General features: G+C 62.2%; 21 protein-coding genes and 2 pseudogenes. 8 read left to right on the top strand and 15 right to left on the bottom strand.

Annotated elements, in window-relative coordinates; genetic code table 11:
• Positions 1 to 5: 5 nt before the first annotated feature.
• Positions 6 to 956 (bottom strand): GlxA family transcriptional regulator, encoded by a 951-nt coding sequence (locus tag FPT15_RS19025; RefSeq protein ID WP_145163649.1) that lies wholly within the window; start codon positions 954 to 956, stop codon positions 6 to 8.
• A 180-nt stretch (positions 957 to 1,136) separates the two neighbouring features.
• Between FPT15_RS19025 and FPT15_RS19020 the strand changes: the two genes are divergently transcribed.
• Complete coding sequence (locus FPT15_RS19020; protein ID WP_145163647.1) at positions 1,137 to 1,859, top strand: pirin family protein; 723 nt, start codon at positions 1,137 to 1,139, stop codon at positions 1,857 to 1,859.
• A 147-nt stretch (positions 1,860 to 2,006) separates the two neighbouring features.
• Complete coding sequence (locus FPT15_RS30115) at positions 2,007 to 2,471, top strand: hypothetical protein (RefSeq protein WP_145163645.1); 465 nt, start codon at positions 2,007 to 2,009, stop codon at positions 2,469 to 2,471.
• A gap of 62 nt (positions 2,472 to 2,533) precedes the next feature.
• Here FPT15_RS30115 and FPT15_RS19010 read toward each other — a convergent pair whose 3' ends face one another.
• Complete coding sequence (locus FPT15_RS19010) at positions 2,534 to 3,532, bottom strand: quinone oxidoreductase (RefSeq protein ID WP_145163643.1); 999 nt, start codon at positions 3,530 to 3,532, stop codon at positions 2,534 to 2,536.
• A 102-nt stretch (positions 3,533 to 3,634) separates the two neighbouring features.
• Here FPT15_RS19010 and FPT15_RS19005 point away from each other — a divergent pair, with 102 nt between their 5' ends.
• The gene (locus FPT15_RS19005; protein WP_145163641.1) at positions 3,635 to 4,498 is read left to right on the top strand and encodes a LysR family transcriptional regulator; all 864 of its coding nucleotides are present in this window, start codon (positions 3,635 to 3,637) and stop codon (positions 4,496 to 4,498) included.
• A gap of 309 nt (positions 4,499 to 4,807) precedes the next feature.
• Here FPT15_RS19005 and FPT15_RS19000 read toward each other — a convergent pair whose 3' ends face one another.
• Both FPT15_RS19000 and FPT15_RS18995 read right to left on the bottom strand, forming a co-directional pair.
• Positions 4,808 to 6,133 carry an LLM class flavin-dependent oxidoreductase gene (locus FPT15_RS19000; RefSeq protein ID WP_145163639.1) on the bottom strand — a complete coding sequence of 442 codons (1,326 nt, stop codon included), beginning with the start codon at positions 6,131 to 6,133 and terminating at the stop codon, positions 4,808 to 4,810.
• Entirely contained in the window at positions 6,130 to 7,068 is a 939-nt protein-coding gene (locus FPT15_RS18995; RefSeq protein WP_145163637.1) for an aliphatic sulfonate ABC transporter substrate-binding protein, read from the bottom strand. The genes FPT15_RS19000 and FPT15_RS18995 overlap by 4 nt, the downstream gene beginning before the upstream one ends.
• A 245-nt stretch (positions 7,069 to 7,313) precedes the next feature.
• Between FPT15_RS18995 and FPT15_RS18990 the strand changes: the two genes are divergently transcribed.
• Entirely contained in the window at positions 7,314 to 8,258 is a 945-nt protein-coding gene (locus tag FPT15_RS18990; RefSeq protein ID WP_145163635.1) for an aliphatic sulfonate ABC transporter substrate-binding protein, read from the top strand.
• A 244-nt stretch (positions 8,259 to 8,502) separates the two neighbouring features.
• The gene (gene tal / locus FPT15_RS18985; protein ID WP_145163634.1) at positions 8,503 to 9,426 is read left to right on the top strand and encodes a transaldolase; all 924 of its coding nucleotides are present in this window, start codon (positions 8,503 to 8,505) and stop codon (positions 9,424 to 9,426) included.
• A 79-nt stretch (positions 9,427 to 9,505) separates the two neighbouring features.
• Here tal and FPT15_RS18980 read toward each other — a convergent pair whose 3' ends face one another.
• The 5 genes and pseudogenes from FPT15_RS18980 to FPT15_RS18960 form a co-directional block, all read right to left on the bottom strand.
• Positions 9,506 to 9,865, bottom strand: a complete 360-nt coding sequence (locus FPT15_RS18980; protein ID WP_164487921.1) for a lysozyme inhibitor LprI family protein — start codon at positions 9,863 to 9,865, stop codon at positions 9,506 to 9,508.
• An 89-nt stretch (positions 9,866 to 9,954) separates the two neighbouring features.
• Positions 9,955 to 10,098: pseudogene (locus FPT15_RS18975) on the bottom strand (aquaporin); the annotation flags it as partial.
• A 101-nt stretch (positions 10,099 to 10,199) separates the two neighbouring features.
• Positions 10,200 to 11,387, bottom strand: a complete 1,188-nt coding sequence (locus tag FPT15_RS18970; RefSeq protein ID WP_145163632.1) for a sugar transporter — start codon at positions 11,385 to 11,387, stop codon at positions 10,200 to 10,202.
• 111 nt (positions 11,388 to 11,498) lie between these two features.
• The gene (locus FPT15_RS18965; protein WP_145163630.1) at positions 11,499 to 11,861 is read right to left on the bottom strand and encodes a type 1 fimbrial protein; all 363 of its coding nucleotides are present in this window, start codon (positions 11,859 to 11,861) and stop codon (positions 11,499 to 11,501) included.
• A gap of 86 nt (positions 11,862 to 11,947) precedes the next feature.
• Positions 11,948 to 12,946, bottom strand: a complete 999-nt coding sequence (locus FPT15_RS18960; protein WP_145163628.1) for a bile acid:sodium symporter family protein — start codon at positions 12,944 to 12,946, stop codon at positions 11,948 to 11,950.
• 85 nt (positions 12,947 to 13,031) lie between these two features.
• Between FPT15_RS18960 and FPT15_RS18955 the strand changes: the two genes are divergently transcribed.
• Positions 13,032 to 13,820 carry a helix-turn-helix domain-containing protein gene (locus FPT15_RS18955; RefSeq protein WP_145163626.1) on the top strand — a complete coding sequence of 263 codons (789 nt, stop codon included), beginning with the start codon at positions 13,032 to 13,034 and terminating at the stop codon, positions 13,818 to 13,820.
• Between the two features lie 256 nt (positions 13,821 to 14,076).
• Here the strand turns inward: FPT15_RS18955 and FPT15_RS18950 are convergent, their stop codons facing one another.
• Entirely contained in the window at positions 14,077 to 15,090 is a 1,014-nt protein-coding gene (locus FPT15_RS18950) for an ABC transporter substrate-binding protein (protein WP_145163624.1), read from the bottom strand.
• A gap of 356 nt (positions 15,091 to 15,446) precedes the next feature.
• Between FPT15_RS18950 and FPT15_RS18940 the strand changes: the two genes are divergently transcribed.
• On the top strand, positions 15,447 to 15,878 hold the full coding sequence (locus tag FPT15_RS18940) for a hypothetical protein (RefSeq protein ID WP_145163622.1): 432 nt from the start codon (positions 15,447 to 15,449) through the stop codon (positions 15,876 to 15,878).
• Positions 15,879 to 15,927: 49 nt separating this feature from the next.
• On the opposite strand, the gene FPT15_RS18935 is transcribed toward FPT15_RS18940, so the two are convergent.
• From FPT15_RS18935 to FPT15_RS18925, 3 genes are all read right to left on the bottom strand, one after another.
• Positions 15,928 to 17,172: a zinc-dependent alcohol dehydrogenase gene (locus tag FPT15_RS18935; RefSeq protein WP_145163620.1), complete on the bottom strand. Its 1,245-nt coding sequence runs from the start codon at positions 17,170 to 17,172 to the stop codon at positions 15,928 to 15,930.
• A 124-nt stretch (positions 17,173 to 17,296) separates the two neighbouring features.
• Positions 17,297 to 18,241 (bottom strand): methyltransferase, encoded by a 945-nt coding sequence (locus tag FPT15_RS18930; RefSeq protein WP_145163618.1) that lies wholly within the window; start codon positions 18,239 to 18,241, stop codon positions 17,297 to 17,299.
• A gap of 12 nt (positions 18,242 to 18,253) precedes the next feature.
• Positions 18,254 to 19,633: an iron-containing redox enzyme family protein gene (locus tag FPT15_RS18925; protein ID WP_145163616.1), complete on the bottom strand. Its 1,380-nt coding sequence runs from the start codon at positions 19,631 to 19,633 to the stop codon at positions 18,254 to 18,256.
• Between the two features lie 237 nt (positions 19,634 to 19,870).
• Here FPT15_RS18925 and FPT15_RS30110 point away from each other — a divergent pair.
• Positions 19,871 to 20,133 (top strand): annotated as a pseudogene (locus FPT15_RS30110) (AraC family transcriptional regulator); the annotation flags it as partial.
• Between the two features lie 187 nt (positions 20,134 to 20,320).
• On the opposite strand, the gene FPT15_RS18915 reads toward FPT15_RS30110, so the two are convergent.
• Positions 20,321 to 22,063: an ABC transporter substrate-binding protein gene (locus FPT15_RS18915; RefSeq protein WP_145163614.1), complete on the bottom strand. Its 1,743-nt coding sequence runs from the start codon at positions 22,061 to 22,063 to the stop codon at positions 20,321 to 20,323.
• A gap of 32 nt (positions 22,064 to 22,095) precedes the next feature.
• Positions 22,096 to 22,368 carry a DUF2160 domain-containing protein gene (locus FPT15_RS18910; RefSeq protein WP_106580628.1) on the bottom strand — a complete coding sequence of 91 codons (273 nt, stop codon included), beginning with the start codon at positions 22,366 to 22,368 and terminating at the stop codon, positions 22,096 to 22,098.
• Positions 22,369 to 22,374: the final 6 nt, after the last annotated feature.

Here is a 22,374-nt window from a genome sequence, read left to right as displayed (position 1 = left end):
TGTCGCTAACTGAACTGTTGTCGGTATTGCGTAGGGTTCAGGCCGAGCTTTTCACTGAACAGAAAACGCATGTGCCGCACGCTGCCAAACCCGGCGCGAAACGCCACGGTCTTGAGTGGCAGGTCGGTGGTTTCCAGCAACTGCCGGGCGCGGTCGATGCGCGCGCCTTGCAGGAACGCCATGGGCGTCATCTGCACTTCCTTGGCGAACAGCCGCGTGAAGTGCCGCGCGCTCATGCCCGCCAGCGCGGCCATTGAGTCGATGGTAAAGGGCTGGTCCAGCTGCGCCAGCACCTGGTTCTGCACCCGGGTGATCGCCGTTTCCAACGGCGCCACAGCCGCCGTCATCGGGCTGAACTGGGCCTGGCCGCCCTGGCGTTTCATCACCACCAGCAACACTTTGGCCACGTCCACCGCCACCTGTTTGCCATGGTCCTGGGCGACGACCGACAGCGCCAGGTCGATACCGGCGGTCACCCCGCCGGAGGTGATCAAGCGGCCATCCTGCAAATAAATACGATCGGTCTCGACGATAGCCTTGGGGAAGCCCTTGATCAGGCGTTCGGTGTAATGCCAGTGGGTGGTCACGCGGTGGCCGTCGAGCAGCCCGGCATGCCCCAGCACAAAGGCGCCGGTGCAGATCGAGCCAAAGCGTCGCGCCCTGGGTGCGGCGGCCTTGAGCCAGGGCAGCAGCGCAGGATGGCATTCGTTATAGGCACCGGGGCCGCCCGGCACCAGCAACAGGTCATAGGCGTCGTGGGCCTGCTCCAGTAACAGGTCGGGTTGCACCTGCACACCATTGGAGGCGCGCAGTGGGCCAGGCTCGGTGCCAATGGTCAGGATCTGATAGTGAGCGTTCGCCGGCAGGTAGCGATTGGCGATGGAAAACACTTCGAGTGGACCGGCCATATCGAGCAGCAAAAAGTCCGGAAACAGCGCCATGGCCACGGTTTTCATGCAGAGAAAGTCCATCGAGAAGGAAGTCGAGGCGACATTATGGCACGCCTTTTACTGTCAACTTCAGAGAGACAGTTATACAGATTTCAGCTTCTTAATGAATTTCACGCCAACCATTAACCTTCTTCTCAACGCAAGAGCCCTGCATGACGCAGCCCGCTCTCACTTGAGGACAAGACCATGCTGACCCTTCGCAAAGCTTCGGACCGCGGCGCCGCCAATCACGGTTGGTTGAAGTCGTTTCACACCTTCTCGTTCGCCAATTACTGGAACCCGGCCGAGCAGGGTTTTTCTGACCTGCTGGTGATCAACGATGACCGCGTCGCCGCCGGCAAAGGCTTCGGCCAGCACCCGCACCGCGACATGGAGATTTTCTCCTATGTGCTCGAAGGCGCCCTGGAACACAAGGACACCCTGGGCACCGGCTCGGTGATTCGCCCGGGCGATGTGCAGTTGATGAGCGCCGGCAGCGGCGTGGCGCACAGTGAGTTCAACCATAGCCAACGCCAGGGCGTGCACTTCCTGCAGATCTGGATCGTGCCGAATGTGATCGGTGCCGAGCCGCGCTATCAACAGGTGCACTTCAGCGAGGCGCAGAAACGTGGGCGCTTGCAATTGATCATCTCGCCGGAAGGTGCCGAGGGTTCGCTGAATGTGCGCCAGGATGCGCGGGTGTATGCCGGGCTGTTCGACGGCGACGAAGCCGCGACGCTGGACGTGCCGCCGGATCGCCATGTGTACATCCACGTGGCCCGAGGCAGTGTTGAAGTCAACGGCCAGCGCTTGCAGGAAGGCGACGGCGCCCGCGTGCGGGATGAACGGCAGATCAGCCTGGGCCACGGCGAAGATGCCGAGGTGCTGGTGTTCGACCTGCGCCCTCGGGAACGGCCGCAGATGCCTTGACCGTCACCGCGATGACCCGCCCCAAAACGGGTCATCGCTGGCGTCGATAGTCACCATCAGCTCAATGAAGTTCTCTTAAAAAAACCAACGCGTAACATCAAACCCATGCCAAACGGCACCCAACTAGAACACTCGGAGCACACCACCATGAAACGCCAACTCTTGCTTAGCCTCGCTTTCTCGGTACTTGCTGCAAACGCTTTTGCTCACCCGGTTGTCGCTGAAGGCGGCGCGGATCGCCTGCAAGGTAACTCCGTAGCCGAAGGCGGTTCTGACCGTCTGCTGGACCGTCGTGTTGCTGAAGGCGGCGCGGATCGTCTGCAGGAACGCGGTCTGGCTGAAGGCGGTGCTGATCGCTTGCAGGAACGTGGCCTGGCCGAAGGCGGTGCGGATCGCTTGCAGGAACGTGGCCTGGCTGAAGGCGGTGCGGATCGCTTGCAGGAACGTGGCCTGGCTGAAGGCGGTGCGGATCGCTTGCAGGAACGTGGCCTGGCTGAAGGCGGTGCGGATCGCTTGCAGGAACGTGGTCTGGCTGAAGGCGGTGCGGATCGCTTGCAGGAACGTGGTCTGGCTGAAGGCGGTGCGGATCGTCTGCAAGGGCACAACGCGTAACCCCGCACTGTTTGCGGGGCACCCCAAACCGGCCTGATCAGCCGGTTTTTTTTCGCCTGCGGTTAACGCAGGTCGTGGTCCACCCACAGTACCGCCTTGCCGATCTGCTGCCGCGCCTCGATACGGGCATGAACGTGCTGCACCGTCTCCAGGCTGTAATGCCCTTCAATGTCCACCGTCAGCGCGCCTTCCAGCATCGCCGCGAACACGGCGTTGGCACGCCGTTGCACGGTCGCGCCATCGGCCATGTGGTCAGCCAGCCGTGGGCGCGTCAAGAACAACGAGCCCGCCTCCCCCAGCTCCATCGGGTCCAGGTCTGTCAACGAGCCCGAGACATTGCCGTAGTTGACGATCAAACCGCGCGTGCGACAGGCGCGAAAACTCTCACGCAAGGTGTTTTTGCCGACGCAATCAAACACCACATCCGCCCCTCGCCCGCCCGTGGCTTGCAGCACCTGGTCGGCAAATCGCTCATAGGTCCAGGCTTGATGGGCGCCCTGCTGCAAGGCAATCGCACATTTCTCGATGGTGCTGGCGGTGGTCAATACCGTTGCCCGCAACCGACGCGCCATCTGTACCAGCAATTGGCCGATGCTGCCGGACGCGGCATGAACCAGGCAGGTACTGCCCGCCTGCAAACGCGCTACATCGTCAATCAGGTAGTGCGCGGTGCAGCCCTGAAACATCGCCGCAGCGGCCTGATCGAAGCTGATTGCGTTCGGGATCTGCGCAATTTTCTCGACAGGCACATTCGCATACTCGGCATACGCACCCCAGGCGATGCACCAGGCCACGCGGTCACCCGCAGCCAAGTGGCTGACGCCCGGACCGACTTCGACCACCACACCGGCGCCTTCCATGCCCAGGGTGCACGGCAGGCGCACCGGGTACGTCGAAGAGTGTGCGTATTTGCCCTGGCGGGTATGAATGTCCATGAAATTGATCCCGGCGCAGGCCACCTTGACCAGCACATGCCCCGGCGTGACCTGGGGTTTTTCAACGTCGTGGCGCAATTGGGCGACTTCGGGACCGCCGTAGGCTTGCAGGGTGATGGCTTTCATCGGGAAACAACTCCGTTTGCACTGGGGAGCGGCCATGGTAAAAGGACACGCTCGGTAGGAATATTCCCCAACCCTTCCCAGTCTCTGTGCGGAAATAACCCGATGTTCGATTGGCAGGATCTGTATTACTTCACCGTTCTGGCCCGCACCCAGTCGCTGTCGGCGGCCGCCCGCGAGTTGCAGGTGGAACACGCCACCGTCGGGCGCCGCGTCGATGCGCTGGAAAAAGCCCTCGGCGTAAAACTGGTAGACCGCCTGCCGCGCAGCCGGCCACTCACGGCTCAAGGCCTGGCGCTGGCCGAGCTGGCCGCGGGCATGGGCGAGATGGCCACCGACGCGCTGCGCCTGTCGCGGGTAGCCTCCATCGAACTGGCCGGCACTGTGCGGGTCAGTTGCCCGCCGTCCATCGCCAACCACTGCATCGCGCCTCACATAGCGCGGTTGCGGGCCCAGTACCCCCAGCTGAACCTGGTGCTGATACCGTCCACTCAACTGGCTGCGCTCGACAAGGGCGAGGCCGATATCGCCCTGCGCACGGTGCGCCCCGACGAAGAGGCGCTGGTGCGCCGCAAGGTCGGCGTGGTGCGCTTCGGTCTTTATGGCGCGCCCGCGTTCAGGCAGTTGCCTACTGCCCAATGGACCTTCATCGCCTACGACAGCAGCCGTGATCACCTGCCGCAACAGGCGTGGCTGCACCAACTGCGCGGCCAACGCCCGATCGTGTTTGCCGCCAGCGAGTTGATCACGCAACAGACGGCCGCGCGCGCGCGCGTCGGCGCAGTGGTGTTGCCAACGTTGGTGGGCGACCATGATCCGCTGCTGGCCAGGTTGCCGACGCCCAGCGACGGGCCGGTCCGCGATATCTGGCTGACGGTGTACCCGGATATGCGCCGCTCGCCGTCTGTAAAGGTGGTGATGGAGTTTCTGGTGGCATGCATCGAAGGTGAAGCACAGCTGCGGCGTTGAATCAGCCGGCGGTGGCGTTGACTCCAGCATCTGCTTGGCGCGCTCCAGGCGCAGGGTTTGCACATAGCTCTGTGCATCAGATAGATGGGTGTCGGTTGTACTCGGTCAACTTGTGGGAGCGGGCTTGTTGTGGCGAGCGGGCTTGCCCCGCGTTGGGGCGCGAAGCGCCCCCAGAACCTGACACCGCCGTCTACCAGTCAGCGCGCGGTGGCCTTGATGGGGGCCGCTTCGCAGCCCAACGCGGGGCAAGCCCGCTCGCCACAACAAGCCCGCTCGCCACGACAGCCCGGCTCTTCTCAGGAGGCGGTTTCAGGTCGCCAGATCAGCCAGCCCCAGGTGCTCGCGCAGTGTCGAGCCTTCATAGGCGGTACGAAACAACCCCTTGCGCTGCAAGTGCGGAATCACGCTCTCGACAAACTCAATGAACGAACCCGGCAGGTAACCCGGTGAGATCACAAACCCGTCGCAGCCGCCTTGCTCGAACAGCTCCGCTAATTGGTCGGCGATCTGCGCGCCAGTGCCCACCAGTTGCGGCACGCGCACGCTGCTGGCGAAGATGCGGCCGAGTTGCTCAAGGGTAATTTCAGGCCCTTGCATCAACAGCTTTTCCGCCGCAGCGGCAGGGATCAGTGGCGACCGGGCAACCTCGGCCAGGGTGGCCGTCAGCGGGAACGGCGACAGGTCCACATTGAGCTGCGAAGCAAGTGTCACCAGCCCCAGCTCGGGGCGCGCCAGGGCGTTGTGCCGATCGCGCTTGGCGCGGGCTTCGGCCTCGCTGCCGCCAATAAACGGCATCACCGCGGTCAACACCTTGCAGCTGTCGGCGTCGCGGCCTTGCTGCACCACTTGGGCACGCACGTCATCGCGAAAGGCACGCATCGCGTTCAAATGCGGGTGAATGGTGAAAATCGCCTCGGCCCAGCGCGCGCCAAACCGCCGACCGCGCCCGGACGAACCGGCCTGAATCAATACCGGACGGCCCTGGGGCGTGCGCGGGATATTCAGCGGGCCTTCGACCTTGAACCATTCGCCCTGATGCTGCACCGACGTAATCAAGGCCGGGTCGGCGAGCACGCCATGTTCGCGGTCCAGCTTGAGGGCGTCCTTGCCCCAACTGTTCCAGAGCTTCAATGCGACTTCGACAAACTCATCGGCGCGGTCGTAGCGCAGGTCGTGTTCCAGGTGCTTGTCCTTGCCGAACAGGCGCCCTTCACTGTCGTTCATCGACGTGACGATATTCCACGCCGCGCGGCCCTTGGACAGGTGGTCGAGGGTGGCAAATTCGCGCGCGATGTGTGCCGGTTCGTAATAGGTAGTCGAGCGCGTCGCGCCCAGGCCCAGCTTGCGGGTCTGGCCTATCAGGTAGGAGAGAATCGGCAACGGGTCCAGGCGCGTGGCGTCCTGGGCGCCGTAGCGCAAGGCAAACTCGCGCGAGCCGCCCATCTGGTCGCCCACGGCCAGGCGGTCGGCGAAGAACAGGAAGTCGAACAGGCCCTCCTCCACCACCTTGGCGATGCGTGAGTAGTAATCGGGGTCGAGGTAATTGCCGAGCGTTTCGGGGTGGCGCCACACGGCGTGGCTGTGCACCACCGGCCCACTCAGGAGGAAGGCTGACAAATGGATCTGGCGGCTCATGGTTTGGGGGTCCACACGGTGATATCGGAAACGTTCAGCGGCTTGGGAATCAGCTTGGCGGCGTAGTAGGCGTCGGCGATGCGTTGCTGTTCGGCAAGGTTTTGCACCTTGACCGGGATGATGTCGTAGCTGCGTCGGCTATTGGCGCGCTCCACCGTGGCCGGTGGGATGTTGCCCCACAGCGGCGCAAGGATGTCAGCGGCTTGCCTGGGATGGTCTTTGACCCATTGGCCGGTTTCGCGCAGGGTATCGAAGGTGATTTGCAGCACCTCCGGGTGCGCCTTGGCAAATTGTGTGGTCGCCAGGTAGAAGCGGTTGTAGTTGGCCAGCCCGTCGTTGCCATCGGCGATCACACGCACGTGATGCTCAAGCTGCTGGGTGGCGAAGAACGGGTCCCAGATCACCCAGGCATCCACGCTGCCATTTGAAAACGCCGCGCCACCGTCGGGTGCCTCAAGGTAACGCGGGGTGATATCGGCCAGCGTCAGGCCGGCCTTGTGCAGCGCCGAGATCAGCAGAAAGTTGCTGCCCGAGCCCTTGGACACGGCAACGGTCTTGCCCTTGAGGTCGGCGATGCTGTGGATCGGGGATGCGTCCTGGACGATGATCGCCTGGGCGCCGGGCGACGAGTTTTCCTGGGCGTAATACGTCAGCGGCGCATCGGCGGCCTGGGTGAACAGCGCAAAGGCGTCAGCCACGTCCGCGTGCAAATCGACACTGCCGGCGTTCAAGGAACTGAGCAGGCCGGTGCTGAATTCATGCCAATTGACGGTGAACCCCAAGGGCTTGAGGCGCTGTTCGAGCTGGCCATTTTGCTTGAGCAGGATCCACAGCGTCGACGAGCGCTGGTAGCTGATGTCCAGGGTCTGCTCGGCGTGGGCCGCCGCTGCGGCAAACAGCAGGCTGGCGGCGAGAATGAGTTGTTTCAACGTCATGGAAGGCCTTGGCATAGGTGAGTTGAAGGAAGCTGCTTATGCAAAAAGACCACATAAGACCTGGCAGACAAGCGAACTTGATTATATTAACGACGTGTAATTATGAAAGAACCCTATAATTCTATGGTTATGCCCAATTCGTCGAAACGCGTGAAAAGCGCCCTAAGCTCAGACCGAAAGAGTATTTATCGAACGCTTTTTAGAACTTTAAGCTTGGCCTTATTTCGCTGAAGATCGAGCGCGCCATGTCTATTCGTCGTCCCCTCGCCGTTGTCCTCGGGCTATTGGCTTTTTCGGTTGCGGTGAGCGCCGAGGCTCAGGAAACCGTGCGCATCGGTTACCAGAAATCCTCGACCCTGATCACCCTGCTGAAAACCCAGGGCACGCTTGAAAAAGCCCTCAAGGCCGACAACATCGACGTGAGCTGGCATGAATTCCCCAGCGGCCTGCCGCTGCTCGAAGCATTGAACGTGGGCAACGTGGACATCAGCGCCGACGTGGCTGACACCGTGCCGATCTTCGCTCAGGCCGCCCAGGCCAAACTCACCTACTTCGCCCAAGAGGCGCCCTCGCCTTCAGCCCAGGCCATCGTGGTGCGCAAGGACTCGCCGATCCAGCAGTTGGCAGATTTGAAAGGCAAGAAAATCGCGGTGACCAAGGCCGCCGGCACTCACTACTTGCTCATCGCCGCACTGGCCAAAGCCGGCCTGGCGTTCTCGGATATCGAGCCGGCCTATCTGTCGCCGGCCGATGGTCGCGCGGCCTTTGAGAACAACAAGGTTGACGCCTGGGTCACCTGGGAACCGTTCCTCACCAGCGTGCAGCGTCAACTGCCGACCCGCACCCTGGCCGACGGCGCAGGCCTTGCCAGTTACAAGCGCTATTACCTGACCGGCACGCCTTACGCCAAGGCGCATCCCGAGGTCTTGAAACGGGTGTATGAGCAATTGGAAAAAGCCGGTCAATGGGTAAAAACCAACCCGCAGGACGCGGCGAAAGTACTCGGCCCACTGTGGGGCAACCTGGATGTGGCCACGGTGGAAGCCGCCAACGCGCACCGCAGTTATGAGGTGCAAGCGGTCACGGTCGAACAGTTGGGTGAGCAGCAGAAGATCGCGGATGCCTTCTTCAAGGCCGGCTTGTTGCCCAAGGCGGTGGATGCGCAGGATGTGCAGACCTGGAAGCCGTGAGAAGTTTCATTTTGACGATGAGGCCCATGTGCGCGCGTGGCTGGCGGCCGAACCGTTTACACATGGAGGGTTGTTCAAACAACTGGATGTGCAGGTTTTCCAGAATCGCTGGCCGCAGAAAGTCGGCTTCCCAGAGGCGTAAAGGCATGGCGCGCGGGTAAACAAGCCGCCCGGGAAGTGGTACAACGGGTGTCCCGTGCCGCCCAGCGCTGCGCCACATCCCACTTCCTGGAGACCGCCGCTCATGACGTCCAAGCTCGAACAACTCAAGCAATTCACCACCGTGGTCTGCGACACCGGCGACCTGGAAGCCATCAGCCGCCTGCGTCCGGTCGACGCCACCACCAACCCGTCGTTACTGCTCAAAGCCGCCGCCATCCCGGAATACGCCGAGCTGCTGCGCACTGCCGTGAGCCTGTCCAAGGGCGACGTGGGCCTGGCCTGCGATCACTTCGCCGTGTCGGTCGGTGCGGGCATTCTCAAGGTGATTCCCGGGCGCATCTCGACCGAAGTCGACGCGCGGTTGTCCTTTGACGAAGACGCGCTGTGGGCCAAGGCCAACCAGCTGATCGCCCTGTACGACCAGGCCGGTATCGGTCGCGAGCGCGTGCTGATCAAGCTGGCGTCCACCTGGGAAGGCATCCGCACTGCCGAACGTCTGGAAAAAGCCGGCATCCAGACCAACCTCACGCTGCTGTTCTCCTTCGCCCAGGCCGTGGCGTGCGCTGATGCCGGGGTGTTTTTGATCTCGCCATTCGTAGGCCGCATCTACGACTGGTACCGCAAAAGCACAGGCCTGGATTACACCGGCGCCGAAGACCCGGGCGTGCAATCGGTCACCCGCATCTACAATTACTACAAGGCCAACGCCATCCCGACCGTGGTCATGGGCGCAAGCTTTCGCACGCTTAGCCAGATCGAGCAACTGGCAGGTTGTGACCGCCTGACCATCAGCCCGGACCTGCTGCACCAACTCGATGAAGACAACGGCACGCTGGAACGCAAACTGGTGCCGGGCGCTGAAGGTGAAGTGCGTCAGCAACTGACCGAAGCGCAGTTCCGCTGGGCGTCGAATGAAGATGCGATGGCAACGGAAAAACTCGCCGAAGGTATTCGGCAGTTTGCGCGCGATCAGGAGAAGTTGGAGGCGGTACTGGCGGCGTTGTAACAGGACGCCCGATTGCTGTGACGAGAGAGCCTGCGCCCTCGCCACGGCAATCCTTCAAAGGCTGTGTGTTCGACGTGATTCAGAACGGCCCTTTCGTCATCACCCGCTCATCAATAAACCCGCGCAACATGCCGATGCGTTGGGTGTAGGCATCACTCAAGCAGCTCAGCCGCGCGCCACACGCGCGCCGCTGCTTGAGCCAGTCCGCCTGCCCGTCCATCAATGAGCCGCGCCCGCCCATGGCCATGAAGTGCTTGTTCAGGTCGTAGAGCAACGCCATCGTGACGTCCTGGTCATTCAGGCTGCGGTTGGCGCAGATGGCAATTTCGTCAGCGGCCTTGGCCTTGGCGCAATCAAAGCTGGCGGCCTGGCTTGAAAGGCTGAGCATCAGGGTGCAAATACCGGTGAAGAGTGCGGGTTTGAGCAATGAACGTGACATCGGCGATGGGCTCCGAAGAAAATGGGCAAACGGCGGCGTTATAGATAGGCCCGCCGCCGGCGAAAAAGTTCTTCGACACCGAGCACCGTTCAGTCGCGTTCACCCAACGCACGGGCGGCCAGCGCACCGAGTAGTGCGCCGACGATCAGCGCCAGCCAGAACAGCCAGCGCTGCGACAGGTATTCGCCGCCGGCAAATAGCGCAGGGCCGGTGCTGCGGGCCGGGTTGACGGATCAATGCACGTTTTTAGACTGATCCACGGCATCCATATAGGCGACGAGGTGTCTCACGGGTTCAATCCTTTGACTTTTTCAAGTCATCAGTGACCAACGCATCAGTTGCTACGCGCCACGCCCTGCCCGTACCGGTGAATCGCCAGGCAGTAGCCGATCAGCGCCACCGCCGCGAGCAGCCCGCCCGCCGCGCCGATCCAGGCGAAGCCGAAGTGGCTGCCGACCCAGCTGCCCATCAGGGCGCCGCCGCCGATGCCGATGTTGTAGATACCGGAGAACATCGCCATGGCCACATCCGTGGCGTCGGGTGCCAGCACCAGCACTTTGGATTGCATGGCCAGGCCAAAGCCCATGATCGCCATGCCCCAGAACACACTCAGGCCGACGAGGTAGGACTCGGCGCCGCTCAAGGGCAGCATCAGCGCCAGGCACGCAGCAAGCAGGAACACCGCACTGACCACGAACAGGTGCGGGTTGAAACGGTGCACCAGGCTGAACAGCAGCGAGCCGATGATGCCCGCGCCGCCGAACACCAGCAGGAACAGGGTCACCACGTTGCCGCTCAGGCCGGCGACGCCTTCGACGAAGGGTTCGATGTAGCTGTAGGCGGTGAATTGCGCGGTCACCACCATGGCGGTGAGCACGTACAGCGCCACCAGCGCCGGGCGCTTGAACAGCAACGGCAGGCTGCGCAGCGAGCCGGAGTTTTGGCTCGGCAGCAGCGGCAAGGTGCGCGCCAGCCAGAACACCAGGGCCGCGGCAAAGGCGGCGATCACCAGAAACGTGGTGCGCCAGCCCATCGCTTCGCCGAGCAGGCGGCCCAGCGGAATGCCCAGGACCATCGCCAGTGACGTGCCGGTGGCCAGCAGGCCGAGGGCTTGCACCTGCTTGCCCTCCGGCGCCAGGCGCACGGCCAGGGAGGCGGTGATCGACCAGAACAACGCGTGGGACAAGGCGATGCCGATGCGACTGACCATCAGCAGGCCGAAGCTGGTGGCGACGCTGGAGAGAATATGGCTGGCGATAAACAAGCCGAACAACACGATCAGCAACTTGCGCCGTTCGACGTTACGCGTCAGCAGCATCACCGGCAGCGACGTCAGCGACACGATCCAGGCATAGATGGTGAGCATCAGGCCGACGCTGGCGATGGGCATGTCGAAGCTGGCGCCGATGGCGCTGAGCAGGCCGACCGGTACGAATTCGGTGGTATTGAACACAAACGCGGCCAAAGCAAGGGCGATGACCGGTTGCCAGTTGGCTTGGGGGGTTGCGGCTGAAATGCTCATTGGCGGGCGAGGTACTCTGGCGATGATCCAACGGCCACGCAGAACAGCGCCGCCGCCGAGCATTCTATAGGTTTCTCGCCGCGCTGTTGGCGCGGATCGTCGCTCTGAGGTTCAGGGCAAGGTCATGGTGATCACGTAGTTGCCCGACACAATCGGTGTGCCGGCGCTGTCCACCAGCAGGTAGCGCTGGTCGTAATAACGCCCGGCGCCACTGTCGGCAACCAGCTTCACCCGGGCCGCATCGACGCTGGCCACCGGCGCCAGACGGCGCACCTCGAAGCGGCTGCCGCGGTTAAAACTGGCGCAGCCGGTCAACTCCATCACCGCGCCGCTGCGCGCATTTGTCGCACACCCAGGCTCAACGATTGCGCCGGTGAACTGGATAGTGCCCTGCCCCACGGTCTGTGCCGCGCCACAGGCACTGGCCCATAGGCAAAACAGGCCTGCAAACACCGAAATACCTTTAACGCTCATGCCGACACTCCTTATTGGGCTCTTACCCAGGAAGTCGTCTGGCCGGGCGTTAACTTGAGGTGATTCGGCCTAGGGTGTGATCTGGATCACGGATCCACCTGCCCCATCAGCTCGGGGATGCTTTCCGGCCGCTTGGCGTAGCGCTGCGCCAGCGCCGCGCACACCATCAACTGGATCTGGTGAAACAGCATCAGCGGCAGGATCAACACGCCCATGGTCGCGCCGGCGAACAGCACTTGCGCCATTGGCACGCCAGTGGCGAGGCTTTTCTTCGAGCCGCAGAACAAGATGGTGATGCGGTCTTCTTGGTTAAAGCCAAAGGCCTTGCCCAGCACGGTGGACGCCACCAGTACCAGGGCCAGCAACACACAGCACGCCACCACCAGGCCGCCCAACTCCCACAGCGGGATCTTGTGCCAGATGCCTTCGTTGACCGCTTCGCTGAACGCGCCGTAAACCACCAGCAGGATCGAGCCCTGATCGACGAACTTCAGCCAGGACTTATTCCGGCCGACCCAATCGCCGATCCAGCGACGAGCGATTTGCCCGGCGATAAACGGCAACAGCAATTGCACGCTGATTTTCAGGATCGCGTCGACGGTGGAGCCCGCGTCGCCGTGCACGTTGAGCAGCAGCGTCACCAGCAGCGGCGTGAGGAAGATGCCGAACAGGCTGGAGGCCGCCGCACTGCAGATCGCCGCCGGAATGTTGCCGCGCGCAAGCGACGTAAAGGCAATCGCCGACTGCACCGTGGCCGGCAAGGCGCACAGGTAGAGCATGCCCATGTACAGGTCTTTGCCGATCAGCGGCGACAGCACCGGCTTGAGCGCCAGGCCCAGCAAGGGGAACAGCACAAAGGTCAGGCTGAACACCAGCAGGTGCAGGCGCCAGTGCCCGGCACCGGCGACGATGGCCTGGCGCGACAGCTTGGCGCCGTGCAGGAAAAACAGCAGCGCAATGGCCAGGTTGGTCACCCAGCCAAAGGCCACGGCGGTCTGGCCGCTGGCGGGCAGCAGGGAAGCGAGAATCACCGTGGCAATCAGGGTCAGGGTGAAGTTGTCAGGCAGAAAACGTGGACGGGTCATAAGCAAATCTTCCAGGGGTTGCCAAGAGCATCGATGCGACTCTAACGTAACGGCTTGTTACCGACTAACGCCAATGAGCCAGTAAATGCCGCCTAAAGGACATGACAAGACCGTCCGGCGCAGTGTACCCGGGCTTTCCAGCCTGCCGCGGCCCGTGTATGGGCGCACGGAGTCGCTGCCCAATCGCGCGCTGACCCGCCAGCACAGCCACCCGTGGGTGCAGTTGTCCTACGCGATATCCGGGGTGCTGGAGATCCAGACCAGCGTCGGCCGCTTCGTCGCCCCGCCCCAGCGCGCGGTGTGGATCCCGGCGGGCGTGCCGCATCGGGTGTTCAGTTCGCCGCACACGGAAATGCGCAGCCTGTACCTGGATTGCAGCGTTACCGCCTGGGCGGCCGAGCGGTGTCAGGTGTTGGAGGTGAGCAGTTTGTTGCGCGAGTTGATCCGCAGTTTCAGTGAGTTGCCGGTGGAATATGCCGAGGACGGGCCGGATGGGCGCCTGGCCCAGGTGGTGCTCGACCAGTTGGCCGCTGCGCCGCAGGTGGATTTGATGCTGCCTTTGCCCCTGGACCCGCGGTTGCGTCAGGTTTATCGCAGCTTGAACCTGCATCCGGAGCAGCAGACGACCTTGGGGGATTGGGGGCGCAGGCTGGGGGTGAGTGAGAAGACGTTGAGTCGGTTGTTTTTGAGTGATACCGGGCTGACGTTTCGCGCTTGGCGTCAGCGGTTGCGGTTGCTGAGTGCGTTGCCGGCCCTGGAGCAGGGGGAGCGGGTTACGGATGTGGCGCTGGGGTGTGGGTATGAATCGACTTCGGCATTTATTGCGGCGTTTCGGCAGCAGTTTGATGCGACACCTGGGGAGTTTTTTCGGTGATGTTGGGGGTGGGTTATTGAGTACATATCCGTTATTTGGGTGATGGCGGGTATGGGTTCCGCTCTTACAGCGGGTCACTTTTGAAAAGAGCCCAAAAGTAACCAAAAGGCTCTTGCCCCACCACTCGGCACCTCGCTTAGGCTCGGTGTGCCCTCACGCAGGCTTTGGAGCGTGGGCCGCCAGTAGCCGTTACCGCAGAAATGGATATGTACCCCGCCCTACCCCCATGACGCCACCGATTCACCCGAATGGCCACTCAACTCCCCTCCCCACCATGAGCCTCTTCAAAGAAGTAATCCTTCCAACTCGCCGCCTTGTTCTTCAACACCCCCAGCTCCTGCAATTTCTCGGCATAGATATAGGTCCGCTGCGGCACGATGGTGAAATCGATCTCCGGGTCCTGGACAATTTTCTCCACCAGGTCCAACGGCAGCTTGGATTGCTCCACACGGATATACGCCTTCGCCGCGGCCGGCTTATCGGCCTTGATGATCGTCTCGGCCTCAGCCAGCGCGTCGTAAAACGCCTTATAGGTCTTGGGGTTCTCGTCGTGGAATTTCTCAGTGGTGTAAAGCACGTTGAACGTAGCCTGCCCGCCAAGGATGTCGTAGGAACTGAGCACCTTGTGCACGTTAGGGTTGATCAACTCCTGGTACTGGAACGGCGGGCTGGAGAAGTGCGAGTTAATCTCCGAACCACCGGCAATCAACGCCGCCGTGGCGTCAGGGTGAGCCAGGCTGATGGATATATCGTCGAATTTCTTGTAGTTCGCATCGCCAAACTGCTTGGCGGTTTCGATCTGCAAAGTGCGCGACTGAAACCCCACACCGGCAGCGGGCACGGCGATGCGGTCTTTCTCGGTGAAGTCCTTGAGGGTCTTCACGTTAGGGTTGTTGGTCAGCAGGTAATTGGGCATCGAGCCGAGGGAGGCGATGGCCTTGACGTTCTGCTTGCCCTTGGTGCGGTCCCACAGGGTCAGCATCGGCGGCACACCGGCCGAGACCACGTCCAGCGCACCCGCCAGCAGCGATTCATTCATCGCCGTGGCGCCGGAGATGCTGTTCCATTCCACCTTGATATCCAGGCCCTGCTCCTTGCCGTGTTTCTCGATCAAGTGCTGGTCGCGCACCACGTCGAGGATCAGGTAGCCGATGCCGAACTGCTGGGCGATGCTGATTTTGCCTTCGGCCTGGGCACCGGGGCTGAGCAAGCTGCCAGCAGCGGCCAGCGACGCAACCAATAAGGTCAGGGAGGAACGCTTGAAAGTCATGGGGGAATCTGCCGCGTTTTCGGGAAGGTGATGAAGCCTAGCGGCGTTTTTTAAGACACGAAAAGAATATATAGCTCTATTCTTATGCAATAAATCAGCATCGCTGAACGGCGGCGATGTTCGAGCGTCCGGCACCAAAACCTGCCAGCACGCGGTCGAGGTTTTCCAGGGTTCTACGCGTTTGCGCTGCGTCGCCATCGACGGGGGTCGATTGGGGAAACGCTAACAAGGCTATTGGCGAATGGACGTCGACCCTGAAGCGAGTACCTTTCGCGCAAAAAATCCCCATGGGCGCCGCTCGGCTGGTATTGTGCCGCGCTTTGAAATGCACCTGCCGACCTGCGAGGAAATGGACGTTGAACACTGACGATAAAATGACCGGGGACCTGTTCGAGGTGGATAAGCGCCTGTCACTCAAGCCCGTGGTGGACTTCAACGCCTACCTGCGCAGCGCGTTCGGCGACGGCCCATGCACCTGCGTACGCTGCGCCACCAGCAACGGTGACGAAACCGGCTACGCGTACCAGCACAACTTCAACTTCGACGGCAAACCCAGCCACCGCCGCTTTGCCTCGACCGCGGGCAGTGATGTGCTGACGATGCTGAAAAAAGCCTGGCTGTCGTACACCAAGGCCGAGCTGCCGCTCAGTGGCGAGCTGGCGCTGGACACGGTCAAGGAGTTCGTCGAGCCGCAGTTGCACAAGCGCGTGGCGCCGTTGTTTGTGGCCAGTGGCCTGGTCAAGGACGTGGACGGCGTGCTGCAGATCCAACCGCAGGCGGCAGCCTGACGTGAATGCGGGAGGGGCTTGCCCCCTCCCGGTTTGCGCTGCGTTCGGTTTAGAAGCCTGGAACGCCCTGCAGGCGTAAATCGGGCGTCACTTCTTCCAGCGGTTCGACAATCGGCCGCTCATCCATGCCCGGCAGCAGGATCACCTTGCGGCACTCCTCCTCGGCCTTGTCAAACAACTCATAGCCGCGCGCAGCCTGCTCCAGCGACAACCGATGCGTGACGATCGCCTCGGGGTTCAGATGCCCCAGCTCGATGTGCTCAAGCAACTGCGGCAGGAAGCGCTGCACATGGGTCTGGCCCATCTTGAACGTCAGCCCCTTGTCGAACGCGTCGCCAAACATGAACCCGTGAATAAACCCGGCATACACCCCGGCCACGCTGACCACCCCGCCACGGCGCACGGCAGCGATGCACTGGCGCAGGGCCTTGCCGCTGCTGCCTTCGATCTTGAGCGTGGTAAGGATGGTCTCGGTGGTGCTGCCCTTGGCTTCGAACCCCACTGCGTCCACCACGCCATCGACCCCGCGCATGCCGGCGGTCTGGCGAATGATGGTGTCGGCGGGGTCGTCATCTTCTTCGAAGTTGATCGGGATCACCCCGTACATTTTTTGCGCGTAGGCCAAGCGATAGGGATGGTCATCGACCATGAAGATCTGCTCGGCGCCAAGCATCTGCGCGCACGCCGCGCTGAGCAGGCCGACCGGGCCGGCGCCGTAGATCGCAACGCTGGAGCCCTTGCCGATGCCGGCGTTGGTCACCGCCTGCCAGGCCGTGGGCAGGATGTCCGAGAGGAACAGCACCTTTTCATCCGCCAGCGACCCAGGCACCTTGAATGGCCCGGTATTGGCTTTCGGCACCCGCACCAGCTCGGCCTGGCCGCCGGGAATGCCGCCATACAGACGGCTGTAGCCGAACAACGCGGCCCCCGGCGGGATCGCCTTTTTATTCAGGATCGCGCCGCGCCCGTCGTTGGTGGTTTCGCAGGCGGCAAATTGTTGCAGTTGGCAGAAGAAGCAGTCGCCACAGGCAATCACGAACGGGATCACCACGCGGTCGCCGCGCTGCACGGCCGTCACCGCCGGCCCGGTTTCCTCAACGATGCCCATGAACTCGTGGCCGAAGATGTCGCCGTGCTCGACGGTCGGGATCTTGCCGCGGTACAGGTGCAAGTCCGAGCCGCAAATGGCGGTGGCGGTGACGCGCAAAATAATGTCGTCGGGTTGCTCAATGATCGGATCGGGCACCGTATCGACCTGCACTTTGTGCGCGCCCTGGAAAGTCATCGCTCGCATGCTCTGCACTCCTGTTGTTGAGAAGGTGTTGAAAGGCTTATTGATTAAGGGGCGCGACACCTGCGAGCGTTCCGTCGAGGTAGGGCCACAGCCGATCAGTGGTCGCCGCTGATGCGCGCCAAGCTCAGCGCAGTCGGGTGACGGTGAGCGCCACCACGGCGATCCGCTCGACGCCCTCATAGCCGGGTTTTTCAAGCTCTTCGCCAAAGACGTCAGGGTCGATTTCGCGGTAGGTCCAGCCGTAGTCAGCACTGGCCACCAGCGGTTTGATCGCCTCCAGAAAGGCATCGGCGCCGGCCACCATCGCCACGCCCGTGTAGAGCACCAGGCTGCCGCCCAGGGCCAGGCGCTCGCGGGATTCGCTGACGATACGCACCGACAACTGCGCCCCCAAGGCACCGCCACCATGGCGGTAGGCGCGCTGGTGCTGGTCATTCATATAGGGCGGGTTGGCAACGATCAGGTCGAATTCGCCGTCGACGCTGGCCAGTATGTCGCTGTGGTACGCGCTGACATTCGCCAGGCCCGCCAGTTCGGCATTCACCGCGGTCATGCGCAGGGCGCGGGGGTTGATGTCCACCGCCAGCACGTCAGCCTCAGGCCGGGCGCGGGCGATGACCAATGCACCGACACCCGCGCCGCAACCGATGTCCACCGCCCGCCGCACAGGGTCGAAACGCTGTTGCAGATGGGCTTGGATCACGTGGGCAAACCGGTAGCTGTCGGGGCCGAAAAACACCGCATCAGCCTGGGTGGTCGGGTACGGCGAGTGGGCGAACAGCAACTCGTCCAGGCTCGACCAGCGCACGGTGCTGCGCCATAAGGCGTCGTGTTTTTCGATCACCTGCGCTTGCTGCAATTCTTCGCGAAAGGCCTCAGGCAACAACGCGTTATCAAATGGCAGCGACCAGCCGAACACATCGCGCATCGTCATCGCCAGCGGTGTTGCCAGGCGCTGGCACACCCGTTCATGGGTCAGGGGCGTCGGCGTGATAAACCGGTAGCCGTTCTCCTTCAATCCGCGGCCCAGGTTCAACAGGGTGCGATCGACGAGCTGCTGTGCAGACATGAACCACACTCCTCAGCGCAGACGCGCGCGCAGTTGGATAAAGCGCCGCGTCGCGTAAAGCCCGGCCGGGGCGCAATGGCGCCGCGCCGACATCCACGGGATCAGCGCATCGAGCTGCTGTTCATCGGCCAGTTTGCACAGCGACTCAACCAACGCCTGGGTGTCCGGATCGGCCGGGCGATGCTGCTCCCGGGAGAAACGGCTGCCGCGCCCCGGCCGTGCAGGCCGCACGCGCTCGCCGCTGACCCAGTCACCGGCAATCCAGTCGTGCAGCAGCTGCTTTTCAGCGCCGCTGAACACGCCGAACATCGCTGCACCGGCGCCCTCGATCAGTTGCCAGAAGCGGCTGTCGGCAGGGTCCTGGTTGCGCTTGATCCAGCCTTTGTCTTGCAGCGCCTGCAGGAACTCAGCGATCTGCCCAGGCTCTGCCAGCCATTGATTGACGGTTTTGCCCCCGAAGCGGCAGTAATCGGAATGCATGTGCTGACCGTACGTGCGCTTACGCTCAAGCATGGCCACGACTTGCTCCTGCAGGTTGAAGCGCTCGATCACGGCCGTGGTGCCCGGCCCGAGGTCATTGAGCTGATAACCGCGGGCCACGCGGCGGTAGAACTGCTCCCTGCCCTCGCCCAGCGGCAGCAGGTTCAACACCGCTTGCGCGGCCTTGCAGGCATGGCCGCTGCTGGCGTTGTCGATGGTGACGTGGAGGGTGAAGTAATAGGGATCGATGCCCAGCTCGCTCAGCTCGTACGAGGTGATCAGCAGGTGCAGGGGTAATTGCTCATAGCCCAGGTTGTAGCCGATCACTTCCGGCAGAAACTCCTCGGAACACAGGCCCAGCGCCAGTTGCAAGGCGCCTTGCAGGTAGTCGTCATCATTGAGGCCGGCTTCGCTGTCGGCATCGTGCTCGCTGAGCAGCTTGCGATAGATCACCACATGGTTTTGCGCCGCTTCGCCGTCGCCCAGTTCTTCGAGGTAGGTGGTCAGCAGCCCATCGAAGCGCTGGTCCTGCCAATAGCGCAGTAAACCGTACAGCCAGGCGCCATCGACCTGTTTGGTCGGCGCCAGGCATTGCAACACGTACAAGGCGTGGGCCTTGTTCTGGAAGTAGCGCCGTGGCTGACCCTGCTGGCGTTGTTCCAGGTAGTCGGCGTAATCGCGGGCCACGGCGGCGCAGCGCTGCTCGACCCACGCGGGCAGTTGTTCGGGCGTGTCGGGCAATTCGCAGGGCACGTCCTGCACCTGGGCCAATTGCGCCAGCAAGAATTCCCGTGCCAGCGCCTCGCAACCCTCCGTCTCGTTGTACAGCTGCTGGTACACGCGTTGATGGCGGCCGTCGGCCGAGTCAGTCAGGGTGGCCGGTTGGCCCGACAGCGCTGTAAGAAGCGTCATGATGGCAGTTTCCACAAAGTCCGATACAACTCGGCTTTCTCACCAGAAAGCCCCGCAAGAGCGCTCAAAACGCGCGCTTCTAAAGTGCAGAGCATCTGGCTGTGGGGAAAATTCAATCGGCATTGCATGGCTGCGGATCAGCGGTTATTCGGCACCACTCGACAGATGCCAGGGGCTATCAAACGTGCTGCCAGTTCTTGTACACCAACTCCAGGCTTTACGACTACGTTGGCTGCGTACGAACGGGAGATTCTCTTCCTCGTACTGCAAGGCCCCCATGGCTGGATGTTGCCCGACATCGCCGCGCGGGACACTGCCATGGCGCGCGTCAGCCAGGCCAGCCAATGGATTCGCCAGGATTTTGCCGAACCGGATACGAAAGCGCGACCCAGTTCAGCCGCGACTATGCGCGGGTGTTAGGGCTGCCGCCCGCGCGGGACACGGCGCGGATTTTGGCGGCGAAAAAAGGGGGGGCAGTAGACACAAAACCTGTGGGCTGAGCGGCCCATTGGGGCGAGCGGGTTTGTTGTGGCGAGCGGGCTTGCCCCGCGTTGGGCTGCGAAGCAGCCCCATAAAAGACGCCGAGTTCACCCAGACAGCATTCGGTCGTCAGGTTTTGGGGCTGCTTCGCAACCCAACGCGGGGCAAGCCCGCTCGCCACAGTAAGCCCGCTTGCCACAGATACTGTTACTTACGCGCTGCCTCCCACGACTTGAGCAGGTCGTTGTAGCTCACGGTTTCGCCTTTGGGTTTCTCATTGGCCAGTTTCGGCTTTGGCGCGCCGGGTTGGTCGAACCAGTATTGGGCATCACGCTCGGGGTTCATTTTCGGGCCGCATATTGGCTGCACGTTGGAGCGTTCCAGGCGCGTCATGATCGCGTCCTGCTCCTTGGCCAGGTTGTCCAGCGCCTGCTGCGGGGTTTTCTCGCCGCTGGCGGCGGCGGCGATGTTGCTCCACCACAGTTGCGCCAGGCGTGGGTAGTCCGGCACGTTGGTGCCGGTCGGGGTCCACTCGACCCGTGCCGGGCTGCGGTAGAACTCCACCAGACCACCGAGTTTGGGCGCCAGGTCGGTCATGGCCTGGGAGTTGATGTCGGACTCACGAATCGGCGTCAGGCCAACGATGGTTTTCTTCAGCGAGACGGTTTTCGAGGTCACGAACTGCGCGTAGAGCCAGGCCGCGAGTTTCTGCTTCTCAGGCGTCGACTTGAGGAAAGTCCAGGAGCCCACGTCCTGATAGCCCTTCTTCATGCCCTTTTCCCAATAAGGCCCGACCGGCGATGGCGCCATGCGCCATTTCGGCGTGCCGTCGGCATTCACCACCGGCAGGCCCGGCTTGGTCATGTCGGCGGTAAACGCGGTGTACCAGAAGATCTGCTGGGCGATGTTGCCCTGGGACGGCACCGGGCCGGATTCGGAGAAGGTCATGCCCGCCGCTTCCGGTGGCGCGTAGGCTTTCATCCAGTCCACGTATTTCTGCGTTGCGTACACCGCGGCCGGGCCGTTGGTGTCGCCGCCGCGGGTCACGCTGGAGCCCACCGGGTGGCAGTCCTCCACGCGAATGCCCCACTCGTCCACCGGCAAGCCGTTGGGCAGGCCCTTGTCGCCGCCGCCGGCCATGGAGAACCAGGCATCGGTGAAGCGCCAGCCCAGTGACGGGTCTTTTTTGCCGTAGTCCATGTGCCCATAAATACGTTTGCCGTCGATTTCCTTGACGTCTTCGCTGAAGAATTTGGCGATGTCTTCATAGGCCGACCAGTTCACCGGGACGCCGAGGTCGTAGCCGTATTTTTCCTTGAACTTGGCTTTCAGCTCCGGCCGCTCGAACCAGTCCGCGCGGAACCAGTAGAGGTTGGCGAATTGCTGGTCGGGCAGTTGGTAGACTTTGCCGTCCGGCGCGGTGGTGAACGAAAGGCCGATAAAGTCCTTGATGTCCAGGGTCGGCGAGGTGAAGTCCTTGCCTTCGTTGGCCATCAGGTCGGTGATCGACTCGGTCTTGCCATAGCGAAAGTGCGTGCCGATCAAGTCGGAATCGTTGACCCAGCCGTCATAGATGTTCTTGTCGGACTGCATCTGGGTTTGCAGCTTTTCCACCACGTCGCCTTCCTGCAGCAGGTCGTGGGTCAGCTTGATGCCGGTGATTTCGCTGAAGGCCTTGGCCAGCACCTTGGATTCGTACTCGTGGGTGGTGAGGGTTTCCGACACCACGTTGATCTTCATCCCACGAAACGGTTCTGCCGCCTTGATAAACCACTTCAACTCTTCGAGCTGCTGGTCTTGGGTGAGGGTGGACGGTTTGAACTCGCTGCCGATCCATTTTTTCGCCGCGTCTTCGTACGCATCGGCCCAGGCCGTGGCGCTCAAACCGCTGAGGGCCAGTACGCCGGCCAATGAAATGCTATGTCGCAGCTTATTGTTTTTATTCAACATAGAGACCTCCTGGTGGTTTATTCACAAGGGCACTAGCCCCAACGCATCACACTCAACAGCCATACCAGGGACAGCGCGGACGCCACCCAGATGCTCCAGTCGGTAACGCCGATCACCAGTAAATGCAGGTAGGCGCTGCCGAGAAGACCGATAAACAGGCGATCACCACGGGTGGTGCTGATCGGTAAAAAACCGCGCCGAGGGATGCTCGGCGAACGCAGTTCCCAGGTGGTCATGCCCACCAGCAGCACGCCGATGGCCGCAAAGAACAACGCGGTGGGAGTGGTCCAGGCCATCCATTCCATCATCGA

Origin of the sequence: Pseudomonas sp. RGB (assembly GCF_007713445.1) — a bacterium.
Taxonomy (GTDB): domain Bacteria; phylum Pseudomonadota; class Gammaproteobacteria; order Pseudomonadales; family Pseudomonadaceae; genus Aquipseudomonas.
Note: the sequence above shows the minus strand (reverse complement) of the source record. Positions and strands in the feature narration are given on the sequence as shown.